Annotated in this window: 16 protein-coding genes; 8 read left to right on the forward strand and 8 right to left on the reverse strand. The window is 65.0% G+C overall.

The genetic code is table 11. The features are described from left to right. Positions 1-93 precede the first annotated feature (93 nt). From K206_RS38545 to K206_RS0117655, 3 genes are all read left to right on the forward strand, one after another. Positions 94-972 (forward strand): GNAT family N-acetyltransferase, encoded by an 879-nt coding sequence (locus K206_RS38545; RefSeq protein ID WP_155888118.1) that lies wholly within the window; start codon positions 94-96, stop codon positions 970-972. Positions 973-1,016: 44 nt separating this feature from the next. After that, entirely contained in the window at positions 1,017-1,955 is a 939-nt protein-coding gene (locus K206_RS0117650; RefSeq protein WP_020203721.1) for a glyoxylate/hydroxypyruvate reductase A, read from the forward strand. Between the two features lie 134 nt (positions 1,956-2,089). Then, on the forward strand, positions 2,090-2,584 hold the full coding sequence (locus K206_RS0117655) for an Lrp/AsnC family transcriptional regulator (RefSeq protein WP_020203722.1): 495 nt from the start codon (positions 2,090-2,092) through the stop codon (positions 2,582-2,584). Positions 2,585-2,700: 116 nt separating this feature from the next. Here the strand turns inward: K206_RS0117655 and K206_RS38550 are convergent, their stop codons facing one another. The 4 genes from K206_RS38550 to K206_RS0117675 form a co-directional block, all read right to left on the reverse strand. After that, the gene (locus K206_RS38550; RefSeq protein ID WP_231401623.1) at positions 2,701-3,204 is read right to left on the reverse strand and encodes an AraC family transcriptional regulator; all 504 of its coding nucleotides are present in this window, start codon (positions 3,202-3,204) and stop codon (positions 2,701-2,703) included. 81 nt (positions 3,205-3,285) lie between these two features. Then, on the reverse strand, positions 3,286-3,636 hold the full coding sequence (locus K206_RS0117665) for a cupin domain-containing protein (RefSeq protein ID WP_020203723.1): 351 nt from the start codon (positions 3,634-3,636) through the stop codon (positions 3,286-3,288). Between the two features lie 174 nt (positions 3,637-3,810). Continuing rightward, a complete protein-coding gene (locus tag K206_RS0117670; RefSeq protein ID WP_020203724.1) occupies positions 3,811-4,512 on the reverse strand; it encodes an HAD-IA family hydrolase in 702 nt (233 codons plus the stop codon). A 122-nt stretch (positions 4,513-4,634) separates the two neighbouring features. Next, positions 4,635-6,254, reverse strand: a complete 1,620-nt coding sequence (locus K206_RS0117675; protein ID WP_020203725.1) for an ABC transporter substrate-binding protein — start codon at positions 6,252-6,254, stop codon at positions 4,635-4,637. Positions 6,255-6,460: 206 nt separating this feature from the next. On the opposite strand from K206_RS0117675, the gene K206_RS0117680 reads away from it, so the two are divergent. Then, on the forward strand, positions 6,461-7,465 hold the full coding sequence (locus K206_RS0117680) for a LysR family transcriptional regulator (RefSeq protein ID WP_020203726.1): 1,005 nt from the start codon (positions 6,461-6,463) through the stop codon (positions 7,463-7,465). Between the two features lie 450 nt (positions 7,466-7,915). On the opposite strand, the gene K206_RS0117685 is transcribed toward K206_RS0117680, so the two are convergent. Beyond that, positions 7,916-8,827: a LysR substrate-binding domain-containing protein gene (locus K206_RS0117685; protein WP_020203727.1), complete on the reverse strand. Its 912-nt coding sequence runs from the start codon at positions 8,825-8,827 to the stop codon at positions 7,916-7,918. Between the two features lie 107 nt (positions 8,828-8,934). Between K206_RS0117685 and K206_RS0117690 the strand changes: the two genes are divergently transcribed. Together K206_RS0117690 and K206_RS0117695 are read left to right on the forward strand one after the other, a co-directional pair. Further along, entirely contained in the window at positions 8,935-9,807 is an 873-nt protein-coding gene (locus K206_RS0117690) for a pirin family protein (protein ID WP_020203728.1), read from the forward strand. 140 nt (positions 9,808-9,947) lie between these two features. Continuing rightward, entirely contained in the window at positions 9,948-10,589 is a 642-nt protein-coding gene (locus K206_RS0117695) for a hydrolase (protein WP_020203729.1), read from the forward strand. A 208-nt stretch (positions 10,590-10,797) separates the two neighbouring features. On the opposite strand, the gene K206_RS0117700 is transcribed toward K206_RS0117695, so the two are convergent. Beyond that, positions 10,798-11,880 (reverse strand): alkene reductase, encoded by a 1,083-nt coding sequence (locus K206_RS0117700; protein ID WP_020203730.1) that lies wholly within the window; start codon positions 11,878-11,880, stop codon positions 10,798-10,800. Between the two features lie 163 nt (positions 11,881-12,043). Here K206_RS0117700 and K206_RS0117705 point away from each other — a divergent pair, with 163 nt between their 5' ends. Beyond that, positions 12,044-12,961 carry a LysR family transcriptional regulator gene (locus K206_RS0117705; protein ID WP_020203731.1) on the forward strand — a complete coding sequence of 306 codons (918 nt, stop codon included), beginning with the start codon at positions 12,044-12,046 and terminating at the stop codon, positions 12,959-12,961. Here K206_RS0117705 and K206_RS43755 read toward each other — a convergent pair. Together K206_RS43755 and K206_RS0117710 are read right to left on the reverse strand one after the other, a co-directional pair. Further along, the gene (locus K206_RS43755; protein ID WP_196812889.1) at positions 12,936-13,136 is read right to left on the reverse strand and encodes a hypothetical protein; all 201 of its coding nucleotides are present in this window, start codon (positions 13,134-13,136) and stop codon (positions 12,936-12,938) included. The two genes, K206_RS0117705 and K206_RS43755, sit on opposite strands and share 26 nt — an antisense overlap. Before the next feature lie 182 nt (positions 13,137-13,318). Beyond that, a complete protein-coding gene (locus K206_RS0117710; RefSeq protein WP_020203732.1) occupies positions 13,319-13,831 on the reverse strand; it encodes a thioesterase family protein in 513 nt (170 codons plus the stop codon). Between the two features lie 288 nt (positions 13,832-14,119). Between K206_RS0117710 and K206_RS0117715 the strand changes: the two genes are divergently transcribed. Further along, positions 14,120-15,364 (forward strand): ABC transporter substrate-binding protein, encoded by a 1,245-nt coding sequence (locus K206_RS0117715; RefSeq protein ID WP_020203733.1) that lies wholly within the window; start codon positions 14,120-14,122, stop codon positions 15,362-15,364. Positions 15,365-15,404: the final 40 nt, after the last annotated feature.

A 15,404-nucleotide genomic window follows, 5' to 3' on the forward strand; every position in this document is an offset into this window, starting at 1 on the left:
GCGCTCGGGAAACAGCAAGTTTTTCCTATCCCGGGTCCCGCCGTTCATCGCATCATTGGCGCTCACTCATCTTTCGGCGAGGCCGGCGCACCCATGGATCCCGCACCGCTCACACTCATGTCGGACGACAAGCCCGTGCATCTGCGCAACATGGTCGCGGCTGACCTGGCCGCTGCCCTGTCGCTGTCGGAACACTTGCGCTGGCCTTACCGCGCGAGCGACTGGGAAACGCTGTTCGCCCTTGGCGAAGGCCGTATCGCGCAGCTTGGCGACACCATCGCCGGCATTGGCCTGCGCTGGCTGTGGGAGCCGCGCGGCGCGTCGGTCGGGCTGGTCAGCGTGGCGCCCGCATCGCGGGGCCGGGGCATCGGGCGGCGGCTGATGGAAACGCTGACCGCGGGAGCCGGCAATGGCCCCATGCTGCTGCACGCGCCCACGGACAGCGAAGCGTTCTGCCGGCGGCTCGGCTTCACGCTGGGCGGCTACGTGCACCCTTACGAAGGCAAGGCCATCCAGGCGCCGCTGATGGCGCTGCCGCGGGGCTGCCGGCTCCGCCCGGCCGGACACAAGGATCTTCCACGCATTGCCGCCATGGACCACGCGGCCAGCGGCGCCGGGCGCCGTCGCCTGATCGAGGCGTGGCTGGCCCACGCCATGGGCGCGGTGGTGCTGGATCATGCCGACGGCCCGCTCGGCTTCGCCATACTGCGGCGCTTCGGCAGGGGCGCGATGATCGGCCCGGTGGTCGCGCCCGGCGCCGGTCCGGCCAAGGCGATGATCGCGCATCTGGCCGGCCTGGCCGGCGGGCGCTTCCTGCGCATCGACGCCGTGGCGGAACCGGAGATCGAAGCATGGCTGCGCGACCTCGGGCTGGTGCATGCGGGCGGCATGCGCGCGATGACGAAAGGCGCGTTCGCGCCGGCTTCGCCGGATTTCACCACCTTTGCCCTGGCCGACCTGGCCACCGGTTGAGCAGGGCATCGGATCAGACACACACACACGACCCGGACCGACAGATGGATCAGAAGGCAACGTTTCTCTACAAGGCCGACCCCGAGCGCGGCAGGATCTGGGCGCAAGTGTTCGCGCAGGCAGCACCCGGGATCGACTTTCGCCTGTGGCCCGACATCGGCGATCCCGCGCAGGTGGCCTATCTGGCGGCCTGGGAGCCGCCGGACGGCATCGCGCAGCGCTTCCCCAACCTGCGCGTGCTGTTCTCCACCGGCGCGGGCATCGATCAGTTCGACCTGGACGCCTTGCCCGCCGAGGTGCCGCTGGTACGCATGGTCGAACCCGGCATCATCGACGGCATGATCGAATATGTCGTGTTCTCGGTGCTCGCGCTGCACCGGGACATGCCCGCCTATCGCCGCCAGCAGGCGCGCGAGCAATGGCGGCCGATCCAGGTACGCACTGCCGCCTCCCGGCGCGTGGGCGTGCTCGGGCTGGGATCGCTCGGGCAAGCGGCGCTGGCGCGCCTGAAACTGTTCGGCTTCGACTGCGCGGGCTGGGCCCGGTCGCCGCGCGCCGTCGACGGCGCGCGCACGTTCAGCGGCGCGGATGGCCTGGCTGCCTTTCTTGGCCGCACCGACATCCTGGTCTGCCTGCTGCCGCTGACCGACGAAACACGCGGCATGCTGTGCGCGCGCCTGTTCGATGCGCTGCCGCGCGGCGCCAGCCTCGTGCATGTCGGCCGCGGCCAGCACCTGCGCGACGCCGACCTGCTGGCCGCACTGGATGCGGGGCAGCTCGGCGAGGCCATTCTCGACGTCACCGACCCCGAGCCGCTGGCGGCCGGCCATGCGCTGTGGCGTCATCCGCGGGTATGGCTGACGCCCCACATTGCCAGCATGACCCAGCCCGAGACCGCGGCGCGGGTCGTGCTGGACAATCTGCGCCGCCACCGGGACGGCGAACCGCTGGTCGGGCTGGTGGACCGCGGCAAGGGATACTGAGCCGCGCCAGATCAGCGCCAGATCAGCGCCAAATGCCAGACTGCCGCGCGGGTTGCCGGAGGCGGGTCCGCACCAATTGCACAGGTGCCCGGCAGCGTGGAAAATACCGCGTGACTCACAAGCGACAAAGGACCATGTCCGTGGCCGTCAAACTCGACCGATTGGATCTTCGCATCCTGGCGCACCTGCAGAAGAACGGGCGCATGACCAACGTGGACCTTGCCGACGCCGTCGGGCTGTCGGCCAGCCCTTGCCTGCTGCGCGTCAAGCGGCTCGAACAGGCGGGCTACATCACCGGATACGGCGCGCGGATCTGCATGGACAAGCTCGGCGACGTCCTGACGGTGTTCACCGAGATTACGCTGGAAGACCATCACCGCGAAGACTTCGTGCGCTTCGAGAAGGCCGTGGCGGACGTGGACGAGATCGTCGAATGCCATCTGGTCAGCGGTGGCTACGACTACCTGCTCAAGTTCATCACGCGTGGCGTCAACCACTACCAGGAACTGATGGAGAGCCTGCTCGACCGCAAGATCGGCATCGAGAAGTACTTCAGCTTCATCGTCATCAAGTCGCCGTTCATCAAGACGCACTATCCGATCGAGCGGCTGTTTACATCGGAGGGCTAGCGTCGGCCGACGACGCCAGACATGCGCCCGGGCGCGCGGACGGTTGCGCCCCCCGGGGCCGGAGGCGCCGTTCGGCAATCAGGACGTTGAAGTCTTTCAGACGCATCGCCCGGCTCTCACGGGACGCTGGGGAAGGCTTCGGTGCCGAGGGACGACGGCTTGCGCCGGCCGGTGTCCTGGCCGGTGAGCTGGAATTCGCTGGGCGTCATGCCACACGCGCTTTTCATGCAGCGGCAGAGATGGCTTTGGTCATAGAACCCGCACTCGTGCGCGGCCAACGACGGGGAGAGCCCCTGCCGGAGCAGGGCCTGCGCATGGCGGATCCGCTTCAGGCTGATATACCGGTGCGGCGTCATGCCGATCGTCTGCCTGAAGACCGTCACGAAGCGGCCCACGCTCAGCCCCACGACCGCGGCCAGCTTGCGCAACGGCAGCGGCTCGCCCAGATGCTGGTGGATATAGGCCAGCACCATGCCCAGGCGCGGATGCTGCGTGCTGGCCGCAACGGCGCTTGCCGGCCGGGCTCGCGAAGAGTGGGTGGATGCGGCGATCGGGCTCATGCTGGCTAGCATAGTGGCGATGCCGACGCGCATGCCGCTGTTTTGACCGAGCTGCGCCATAGCGAATTGCAAACTGGCGGGGCTGGAACGCAGATTCTGCGGGACCGGGCCTGGCCGCGGTCCGCATCCTTGGCTGGCGCCTTACTTCAGGATTACAAACACCTTGCGCAGCGGCTCATGGATTTCCCACTTGCCGGTCGTGTTGGCGGGAAAGAACAGCGTGTCGCCCGCCTTGATGCGCAACGGCTCGCCGCCGCTTGGCGTGAACACGCAGGAGCCGGCCAGGATATGCATGACCTCGGCCTCCGGCACCTGCCGTTCATAGGAGCCGGGCGTGCATTCCCACAGGCCGGTCCGGTTGTCGCCCGCGCCTTCCAGGGCGACCCGCAGGCTGCTGGTGCGGCACGGAGGCTGGCTCAGCGGTCGTCCGACCGGGCCGTCGTCGACCAGGTCGTTGCAGTGCACGGAGTTCGGGATGATGGTGATGGGCATGATGAGGCAAGCGCTGAGGCCGCCCGTCTTGACGGCGCGGCCGGGGAGTTGAGAGGATCAGGAAGCTGTTTCGGCATGAAGCGAAGCGGTCCTGGCCAGCCGCGCGGCCGCGGACAGCGCAAGGGGGACTTGCCGTGCCGCGCCACGGCGCCAGGATCTTCCTGAAGCGATTTCCTAGGCGTTGGCCTCGACGGCATCGGCCAGTTGCGACAGCGAATGGAAGTGGTAGTCGGGCGTGGTGATCTGCGGCACTTCCATGGTGCCGCCGAATCCCGGCTGCGCATGGCGCCGTTCGATCCAGCAGGTCTTCAGGCCGAGTTGCCGCGCCACGCCGATGTCGTGGTACTGGCTCTGCGCGACATGCAGATTGTCGGCTTGCTTGAGGCCCCAGATCGCGTCATAGCGGCCGCGTGCATAGGCGAAGTACTGAGGGTCGGGCTTCTCGGACAGGGCGTCATCGCAGGTGTTGCTGTCGTCGAACGGGAAGTCGAGCGCCTTCTCGAAGTGCGTCAGCGCCCAGCGCTGCGCATTGGTCATGGCCACCAGCTTGAAATGCTTGCGCAGCCGCTTCAGGGCCTGCACCGAGTCGGGGAACGGCTTCCAGTTCACGACCGAGTCGCGCAGCCCGCGCGCCAGCTCGTCGGAGTCGGGAAAGCCGAGGTCGGCCGCCATCAGGTGCCAGCAGCGTTCCAGGTCGTCCGGATACCACATCGTCTTGTCGCCGGCGCGCGCGCGCCGGTAAGCCGCGAGGAATGCTTCGTCGGTGATCGGGCTGCCGGGCACGGCGCTATGGAAATAGTCGAGCATGCCGCCTTCGAAATCGATCAGCGTGCCAACCACGTCGAACGTCAGTACCTTGAAATCACGTAGTGCCATGAGGTGCCTCTCTATGGAAAAAGGAGCTTAAAAAGAAAAAGCGGATACAGGGGGGGCCTGGCCGCACTTGCATGCGGCCGCGGTATGGAAAAACAGGAGGCAGGCGGGCTGCGGGCGCTAGCTCACCCTTCGAGCCAGACGTTCTCGGCGAAGGCGTAGCCCATCATGCCGCCCAGCGGGATCGGCGACAGGCCGTTGAGCTTCTTGCTGTGGCCATCGATCGTGGCAAGGAACAGCGGAATGCCGATGCCCGAATCCTTGTGGATCATCGTCTGCATGTCGGCGTACATCTGCTTGCGCCTGGCGAGGTCCGTCTCGGCGCGCGCGGCGGTCAGCAGCGAGTCGAACTTCGGGTCCTTCCAGCGCGACTCGTTCCAGGTTGCGTCCGACTTGAAGAACTGCGTAAGGAGAGTGTCGGCGTTCGGGCGCGGCACGATGGAGCCGAAGCCCACCGGGCTGCTGAGCCAGTGATTGGACCAGTAGCCGTCCGCCGGCATGCGCTTGACGTCGAGATTGACCCCCGCCTGGCGCGCGGACTGCTGCAGCACCTGCGCGATATCGACGGAGTACATGGCCGCCGGCGATGCCACTACCGGAATGCTCGCACTGCCAAGGTTCGCCTTCTTCAGGTAGAACTTCGCCTTTTCGGGATCGAACTGCCGTTGCGGCAGGCCGTCGAAATAGAAGCGGTTGGTCGGGTCGATCGGCTGGTCATTGCCGGTCAGCGCATAGCCGAGCGCGATCGACTTCTTCATCAGCTCGCGGTCTTGCAGCAGCTTCATGCCCATCACGAAGTCCGGGTTGGTGCCCGGACCGACGTCGCGGCGCACGATCAGGTCGGTGTACTGGCCCGACTGCGTGACGAACACGGTATGTGCCGGCGACCCCTTGACGCGCGCGACCGAGCGCGGGTTGATCGTCGTGACCAGGTCCAGGTCGCCCGACAGCAGCGCGTTGACGCGCGCGCCCTCGTCGCCGATGCCGACGAACTCGATCTCGTCCAGGTACGGTTTGCCGGACTTCCAGTAGCTTTCGTTGCGCACCACCACCGAGCGGATGCCGGGCCTGAACTCCTTGAGCTTGAACGGGCCCGTGCCGATCCCGGTATTGAAGTCGGTGGTGCCGCTCTTCACGATATGGAAATGGAACGTGCCGAGGATCACCGGCAGGTCGGCGTTCGGGGCGGACAATACCACCGTCACCTCGCTCGGGCCGGTGGCGGTCACGGTCTCGATCTGGTCGGCCAGCGCCTTGGCCTTGGACGCCGTGGCGGGGTCCTTGTGGCGCATCAGCGAGAACACCACGTCGGCGGGCGCGAGCGGCTTGCCGTCATGGAAGGTGACGCCCTTGCGCAAGGCAAACACCCAGGTCTTCGCATCCTTCGTCGAGAACGACTCCGCCAGCGCCGGCTGCGGCGTCAGCGTCGCATCCAGCCAGGTCAGGCCGTTGTAGAGCATATTGCAGCGGCAATAGTCGACCTTGTTCGACTGGCGCGCGGGATCGAGCGTATCGGAGGCGCCGGCATTGTCCCCGGCCACGCGAATCCGCCCGCCGCGGCGCGGTGTCTGCGCATGCGCCGAAATCGCCGCACCCGCCAGGCTGCCAGCCAGTGCCGCCTGCATGCCGCCGGCCGCGAACATGGCGAGGACGTCGCGGCGCGTGAAACCCCGGCGCATCGCATCCATGATGCGCGTGCTTTCCGCGGGTCCGATCAGGTCTTCAAGCGTTTTTCGGTCATTCATGGCAGGTGGGCTCCTGGGGGGTCGAAGGGCGAGTCGCGTTATGACAAGACGGTGTCAATGTAATAGGATCCGTGGCAGGCAGATTCTGTCATGTCGTGTGCAGGGAGTCCGCTTGCTGCATAATTCCTTGTTCGATGGGAGAGTTTAGGGACAGCCGCTGGCTCCGGGCAACTTCCCAATTGTTGGGTCAAATATAATCTGAAGTTATGGCCAATTTCCGCCGCAAACTGCCGAGCGCCAATGCGCTGTTCGTTTTCGAGGCGGCTGGCCGCTGCGGCAGCCTGACCAAGGCGGCGGCCGAGCTTTACGTCAGCCAGCCCGCGGTCAGCCGCATGATGGCGCGCATGGAAGAGCGCATGGGCGTGCCCTTGTACAAGCGGGTCCGGGGCGGCATCGAACTGACCGACGATGGCCGCCTGCTGCACAGAGCCATTACCGAGGGCTTCAATGGCATCGAAGCCTCGATCAGCGAAATCGAGGCGCGGGCCACGGGCATGGAGACCATCACGCTGTCGGTGTCGACTGCCTTCACGACGCACTGGATGATGCCGCGCATGGAAAAGCTGCGGCGGGACTTTCCCGGCGTCGACCTGCGCTTTCAGCTGATTTCAGGCAAGGTGGGGGGGCCGATGCATGACGTGGATCTGGGCGTGCGCTTCTTTACCGCTGGCGAGACCCCGCAGAACGGCGCGCTGCTGATGCCGGAAATCATTCTTCCGATCAGCACCCCGGCCTACCGCGACGATTCCACGCACGGCAGCGACGTCATCATCAACCTGACCGACAGCTTTCGCGACTGGCCGAACCTGTTCCCCGGCCTGCGGAAACGCGATCTCGACCTGTACAGCCTGAACTTCTCCGACTATTCGATCGTGATCCAGACCGCAATGCTGGGCCAGGGCATCGCGCCAGGATGGCTCAATGTGGTCTCGCACTGGATGCGGCTGGGAACCCTGGTACCGGCCATCCGCCAGGCCCATGTCACGGAGCGGCACTGCTACCTGGTGCAGCAGGCCACGGCCACGCCGCGTCCGACCGTAGCCAGGCTGCGGGACTGGATCGTCGAGGAGACCTTTCAGGACATCGCGGAGATCGATCGGATGTATCCGGAGATGGAATTGCTGACGTTGGCCAGGGGAGGGCACAGACGCGGCCGCGGCGTGGCGAGCGAATTGCCAGTGGATCAGGGGAAATCGGTGGGGGGCGTCTGAAAGGGTCATGTTCCCCTTCACAACTCGCCCGGCTGATCCGGTTGCCGAACCAACATTGTCGCCATTGCGAGGGCCATTGTGTCGACTCGCGTGTACGCGGCATTCCAGGGTCCCCGCAATCCTCGCCGGGTAAGGCTTTGGGCAACGCGGAATGAAAGTGTCACCGGAGAGAGCCGGTTCGAGCGGCTTTCAATTCCTTTCCGTTGGCACGCCCGATCGGGCGGCCGCCTGTGTCCTGTCACTGCTGCGCGCCGCGCAGTGGCAACGTCTCCGTGCGGCCAGTTGCAGCCGTTGCTCACGATGGCTCGGAGGGATGAATTCGCCCCAATAACTGGCGCTTGCGAAGTGTTCGATAAATGCCGTTTGCAGGGACCCGATACTTGTTGCTACCGTCAAGCCTGCTTTCGTCGCAAGCAAGACAGGCTCGCTCCCTGCGCTGCATCACGCACCTTACACAACGGCCCGGCGGCGCGCTTCGTCGCATTCGGCCGCCAGGAATTCGAGCAGCGTCCGGATGGAAGGCAACAGCCCTCGCCGGGAAGGAAACACGGCATGGACGATGCCGGCCGGTGGCCGCCAGTCGGGCAGAATGTGGACGAGCTGTCCCGCTTCGACCTGTCGCCACACCATCATCGTCGGCAGCGCAACAACCCCTACGCCGGCGATGGCCGCATCGCGCAGGGCCGCCATGTCATCGCTGACCAGACGTGGCACATGAGTGACGTTTGCCGTCTGACCGTCGGCGTGTTCGAGCTGCCATTGATAGTCCCGCCGCGGCGGCCCGAGGGTCATGCTGGGCGAATGGTGCAAGTCGGCGGGCGAGGTGATGGCGCGTACCGCCTGCAGCGCGGGACTGGCTACCAGACATTGCGTACTGGTGTCGAGCCTGCGCATGACCAGCTCGGACGGCTCGAGCGGCGGGAAGCGCACGCGGATGGCGATGTCGAACCCTTCGGCGATCACATCGACGCGCCGGTTCGTGCTTTCAAGATAGATTTGCACGGCCGGGTAAGCGGTAAGGAAGCGCGCGAATAACTCGCCGAACTGGAAGTTGATCAGCGCCACAGGACAACTTACGCGGATGATGCCGCGCGGGTCGGCCTTTACCTGCGCGATTACCTGATCGGCCGCTTCGGCCTCCACCAGCATGGCGACACAACGATCATAGTATTCGCGGCCAATCTCCGTCACCGAGAACCGGCGCGAGGAGCGGTTGAGCAGGCGCACGCCTAGCCTTTCTTCCAACTGCAGAATGCGCCGACTAAGCTTGGATTTCTGCATGCCCGTGGCGCGAGCCGCAGCGGCAAAGCCGCCGTGGTCGACCACCTGCACGAAGTGATAGAGGTCGTTGAGGTCTTGCATCGTCCCATTATTAGGACGGAGCGTAGGAAATTGCAATCTTCCTGATCGATCGTTGCGCTGCTATTTTCAATGGCAGGAAGCGGTAATTACTACTGCTGTCACGGGAAATGATCATGAGCAAGGCAATTCTTGGCCGTTACGGCAACAATCGCGGCCACTGGGTGGGCGACGGTTTTCCGGTCCGCTCAGTGTTTTCGTACAACGATCTCGGCCAGCACATCAGTCCGTTCCTGCTCCTCGACTACGCGGGGCCGCACTACTTCGAACCGACGACGAAGCGTCGTGGTGTGGGTCAGCATCCGCATCGCGGGTTCGAGACGGTAACCATCGTCTATGACGGGCAGGTAGAACACAAGGATTCCGCCGGCAATGGCGGGGTCATCGGCCCTGGCGACGTTCAGTGGATGACTGCCGGCGCCGGCATCTTGCATGAAGAGTATCACTCACCGGCGTTCGCCAAGACTGGCGGCCCGTTCCGCATGATCCAGCTCTGGGTGAACCTGCCGGCCAAGGACAAGACGACGCCTGGCGGCTATCAGGGCATCGTCTCGGCCGACATTCCCGTCGTCGATCTGCCCAACGGTAGCGGCAAGGGGCGAGTGATCGCCGGCGAACTGCTCGGCGCGAAGGGACCAGCCAAGACGTTTACGCCCATCAACATGTGGGATCTGCGCCTGTCCGGCAATAACGATCTGACGATCGCACTGCCCGAGCGCCACACGGCCATGCTGGTGGTGCTGGCCGGACACGTCACCCTCAACGGCAGCCAGGAGGCTCGTGAGGCGGAAATGGTGTTGCTGAGCCGCGAGGGTAGCAACGTGGCCATTCACGCCGATGGCGACGCGATGGTGCTGGTACTGACTGGCGAGCCGATCGACGAGCCGATAGCAGGTCATGGGCCGTTCGTGATGAACACCAGCGCGGAACTCATCCAGGCGTTCGACGACTTCAAAAGCGGCCGCTTCGTTCAGGCCACTTGACGTTCATCCCGGTCTTGCAGGGCAAGACCGGCTTTTTTCCAGAATGGGGACGGCCATCCTGCCCGCACCGCCCCTGCCTGCCCGGAGTTGCCTCCCGCGCCGGAACAATGGCGGGCACCTGTCAAAGAAAGGATGTAATCATGGCCAGCGAATCTATTCGTGACCCGAAGGCGGATCAACTGCTGACACCGCAAAACTCGACCTTCATCATCATCGACTATCAACCGGTGCAGGTGAACTCGATTGCCTCGATGGATCGGCAACTGATGCTGAACAATATCGTTGGCTGCGCTAAGGCAGCCATCGCTTACGGCCTGCCGATCGTGCATTCCACGGTCAACGTGCAAACCGGTCTCAACAAGCCGCCGGTATCCCATATCCGCAAGGTGTTGGGCGACTATCCGACCTACGATCGCACCAGCATCAACAGCTGGGAGGACGTGGAATTCCGGAAAGCGGTTCAGGAAACCGGCCGCAAGAAGCTCATCATGACTGCGCTCTGGACCGAAGCATGTCTGACGTTCCCGGCGCTGGACGCGCTGGCCGAGGGCTACGAGGTCTATGTGCCGGTGGATGCCGTGGGTGGCACATCCGTGGCCGCGCATGAAGCCGCACTGCGACGCATCGAGCAGGCCGGCGGCAAGCTTATTTCTACCGTGCAACTGTTCTGCGAGCTGCAACGGGACTGGAAGCGCAGCGAGACCGTCCCCGCGTTCATGAACCTGTTCATCGAAACGGGCGGCACGCCGGGCATCCAGTTCTCGTACGACCGTAGCGAGTAAGTCGACGAAACAGGCGGCAACCGGCGGTCAGCGGCTTGCCGCCTTGAGCAACCATTTTCAGGAACGGGTAGTCATGCGCGAAATTCGTGGCGTGGCGATTCTCCATGCTAAGGAAGGACGGCAGGATGCATTGCGCGCCGATCTTGTCTGGACTTTTCCACTGGCCGGCCGAGGCAATCAGCCCCCACCGGCCAGTCTCGTGCCAGCCCTAGGCTCGGACCAGTTCGGTGTACCCCTCGGCGCCGCCGCCAAAGAAGGTAGCCGCCGGTGCCTCATGCAGAGGCACGTCCGACCGTAGCCGCTCAACGAGGTCGGGATTTCCGATGAAGGGCTTGCCGAAGGCGATCATGTCCGCGTGACCGGAAGCGGTGGCGTTCAGGGCGCGGTGCCGGTCGTATCCATTGTTGGCAATGTAGGCGCCGCCGAAGGCTGCGCGCAGGGCTTGCACGTCGAACGTTGCGGCGCCGTTGCCGCCGTGCAACTGCCCCTCGACGGCATGGAGGTATGCCAGTCCCATCTCGCCGAGCCGGCGAGCCAGGTAGCCGTGCGTTTCCATCGGCGTGCTGTCCAGTGGCGTGTCTCCTACCGCGGTCGAGAAGGGGGAGAGGCGAAGCCCGACGCGATCGGCGCCCCAGACTCCCGCGACAGCTTCCACCACTTCCAGTGACAGGCGTGCGCGGTTTTCAATGGAGCCGCCGTAGCGGTCTTCGCGGTGGTTTGTGCTGTCGCGCAGGAATTGCTCCAGCAGGTAGCCGTTGGCTGCGTGTACTTCCACGCCATCGAACCCGGCGGCCTTCGCGCGGCGCGCGGCGCTTCGGTAGTCTTCCACGATGCCGGCGATCTCCTCGGTGGCAAGTGCCCGCGGCATCGACGGCGGCAGGTGTCCGGCTTCGGTAAAGACGTTGCCGCCAGCCTGGATGGCGGACGGCGCTACCGGCGCGGCGCCGTCTTCCTGCAGGCTGACATGCGACATGCGGCCCACATGCCACAACTGCATCACGATGCGGCCGCCCGCCGCATGGACCGCGTCGGTCACGGGTGCCCAGGCATCCACATGCGCATCGGTGTAGATGCCGGGCGTGTAAGCGTAGCCACGACCCTGGCGCGAGATGTTGGTTGCCTCGGTGATGATCAGGCCCGCCGACGCTCGCTGTCCGTAGTAGTCGACGGCCAGCGGCGTCTGGACACCGTCCATGCCTGCGCGCGACCGGGTCAGCGGCGCCATGGCGATGCGGTTGCGGACGTCGATGGCGCCCAGGCGGAAGGGGGTAAAAAGCGATTCGGAAGACATGGCGACTCCAGTGGCTGTGTGCAGATGCAGTGTGGAAAGAGTGCTGCCGCCTGTCTGTCAGGCAGGGCAGGCAACCTCTTGGTGCAATGGAGTATGTGCACTGCCTGTTCATTCATCCAATTTATTTATTGGATTCCAGATATTTTCCTGACAATATATCTGGATGCGCTACGACCTGAATCTCTTACCCGTATTCCTGACGCTCATGGAGGAGCGAAGCGTCACGCGTGCGGCCGAGCGGCTGGGGATGACGCAACCGGCGCTGTCCAATGCCCTGGCGAGACTGCGGGATTTGTTGCAGGACCCCCTGTTCATTCGCGAACGGTACGGCATGCAGCCAACGGAGAAAGCCGAAGCGCTGGCGCCCGGCATCGCCGCCGCGATCGGCCAGCTCGACGAGCTGGTACTGGGCCAGCAGGGCTTCGACCCGAAGCAGGCGGAGCGTCTGTTCATACTGGCGCCGAGCAGCTACGTCGAGTTCGTGCTGTTGCCTGGAATCGTCACGCGGTTGAGCGAGCGGGCACCGGGAATTCGGCTGCGGCTGGTGCCGTTTGGCACGGACCTGGCCGAGACCGGCGTGGGTTCCGGCGCTACCGCGATGGTGCTGGGTCGCATTGTCGACCCGCCTGACAACCTCGTGGTGCAGCCCCTGATGGAAGACGGCATTGCCTGCGTGGTGCGCGCCGACCATCCGCATGTACACAAGCGAATGTCCAGGCAACAGTACGAGCAGCTCAAGCACGTCAATGTGCTGCCACCCGGCCGCCTGCGCGCGGGTCTGTTCCAGACGCTTCAGCGCCAGGGCCTTCGCCGTGAGGTAGCGATATCCGTCACGCACTTCATGGCCGTTCCGGAACTTGTTGCCGCGACAGACTATTGCGCGACGCTACCTGCGCTGATCTGTCGCCATCTGGCAAGCGATGCCCGGCTGAAGATACTGGCCGCGCCAGTGGACCTGGGGACATTCCCGGTGGATATGGCGTGGCATGTCCGCTACCGCCATGATGCTGCGCACCAGTGGTTGCGTGAACTGGTCACCGAAGTCGCTCGTGAAATCATGCTCCGCAAAGCGGCAAAGTGAGGCGCGGGGCCATCGCCGGTTGTCCGTAGCTTTCCGCGAAGCGGCGGGTGACGTGAAGCTTCTCGAGCAGCCGGGCAATCTTGGTCATGATGGTCTCCAGAGCGTATCGGGAAGGCGGCGGACCGGCGTTGATCGCATCGGCGCGCGCTGCCTCCACAACGGCAGTGTGGTTCATGACAATGAGCGGAAAATGAGCGGGGCCGCCCGGCGGCCGGCGGGGCGCTCGCGGCCCCGGGGATCTTGCCGGCGCGGCGCGACGCGGCTCCCGATGTGCTTTTTTCCACATCGGCGCGTCAAGCCGCATCCTGCCGGGAATGTGCGGACGCGCTCTCGCCCGGCGGATGCGCATCCGCGGCCTCAGCGCCGCGTCGTGCCGTCGAGTTTTTCCATGTAGGCAATCAGTGCGGGCGGCACCGGCAGACGTTCCCGGGTGGTGTTGCGATACCAGACCACGATGGTATGCGCGGTCGCGGCCAGGCCACCGTGCCACACCGCGTAGTCCATCCGCAGGCTCGTTCGGCCGACCCACGCGGTGCGGCAGGTCACGAGCACTTCGTCGCCAAGCGAGATGGGCTGCTCGTAGGTGCAGGTCGTCTCGCGGATGACCGGCCCGGGCGTGTCCGGCCCGGTCAGGGGATAGCCGGCGGCTTCCAGGTAGCGGTTGCGGGTTTCCTCGAACCAGACGAAGTGCGTGCGGTTGCTGACGTGCTGGTAGGCATCGGTTTCGCTCCATCGCGCGCGGAAGGTGATCCCGAACGACCATGCGCCCTCGACGCCGAAGCGCGCGCGCAGCGCATCGCTCACGGCGTTGGACGCCAGCGCGGGCGCCTGCGTTGCCGGTGCCGCGTCGGACCCGTTTTCATTTGCCATCGATCCTGCCTCCTGGTTGTGCTGCCGATGTCGGTTCCAGCGCCCCGGCCGTCCGCCGGCGCCGGAATTTTGCGGCGGTGCAGCTACGGGAATATCCCTAAGGCGCTTTTCTGAATTCAGATAGATTCTATAAATATACGGAGGTGACGTGTAAAAAGACTTGGCGATGACCAACCACACACGTCGCAGCGCCGGCCGATTGAGGGCGGAACTCTCAACACAACAACTAGGAGACAGCGAATGATCTATGGTCGGAGCCCTTGTCGAAGCCCTTCGGGCCGTCGCCTCATGTTCTGCGCGGTGGCGTCCGCGCTCATTGCCTGGTCCGCCGCGGCGCGCGCGGCCGACGCGGGCATCTCCGACTCCGAGATCGTGTTCGGGGTCTCCGTGGCGCAGTCCGGCCCCAATGCCGCCTACGGCGCCATCGGCGTGGGGGTCAAGGGCTGCTTCGATTACCTCAACGCCGAGCAGGGCGGCGTCAAGGTCGGCGACGGCAAGACGCGCAAGATCAAGATCGAGACGCTCGACGACGCCATGGAGCCGGCCCGCGCGCTGCAGAACGCGCGCCGCTTCGTGGAGCAGTCGAAGGTCTTCGCCGTGATCGGCAACAACGGCACCGGCGCCAACCTCGGAACGCGCTCGTACTACAACGCCGAGAAGATACCGCAGGCCTTCATCGGCTCGGGCGGCCCGATGTTCGGCGCCAGGGCGGAGGTCGAGAAGTTCCCCTGGACCATGCTCGGCTATCTCTCGTACAACACCGAGGCGGCCATGTACGCGGAGTTCATCAAGCAGAAGTGGCCGAACGCCAAGATCGCGCTGATCAACGACGACAGCGGCGGCCCCTTCTTCGCCGACACCTTCGTCAAGACCGCCAAGGCGCTCGGCCTGAACATCGTGGCCCACGAGGAGCACAGCTACAGCGAGCCGACGATCAATGCGAAGATCAGCCGCCTGAAGGAGTCGGGGGCCGACGTCTTCGTCGAGGCGACCACGCCGAAGTTCGTCGTGCAGGCCATCAAGCAGACCGCCGCCATCAACTGGAAGCCGGTGCACATCGTCTGGAACGTGGGCGCCAGCATCGGCGGCACGCTGGTGCCCGCCGGCGCCGACATCTCCAAGGGCATCTACAGCGGCCTCTACATCAAGGACGCGACCAACCCGGCGTTCGCGAACGACGAGGACATGAAGACCTACCTCACCAAGCTCAAGCAGTACGCGCCGGGCGCGAACGTGGCGGACCAGAACGCGACGATGGGCTGGTACGACTGCATGGCCACGAAGGCCGTGCTGGAGCGGATGAAGACGCCGACGCGCGACGCCTTCATGGCGTCCATCCGCAGCCTGGACAACGTCAAGGTGCCGATCCTGCTCGAAGGCATCAGGCTGAACACCAAAGGGACGGCCGACGGCTATCCGATCGAGTCCGTGCAGATCGCCCAGTTCGACGGCGTGAAGTTCGTGCCGGTCGGCGGCGTTCTCAACTACGAGGGCCGCACGCCCGCGTGGGAACCGCGCGCCAAGTCGAACTGATCCCAACCCCAAGACAGCACAGCACAGCGCAGCACAGAGG

The organism is Cupriavidus sp. WS (assembly GCF_000395345.1).
Lineage (GTDB): Bacteria > Pseudomonadota > Gammaproteobacteria > Burkholderiales > Burkholderiaceae > Cupriavidus > Cupriavidus basilensis_B.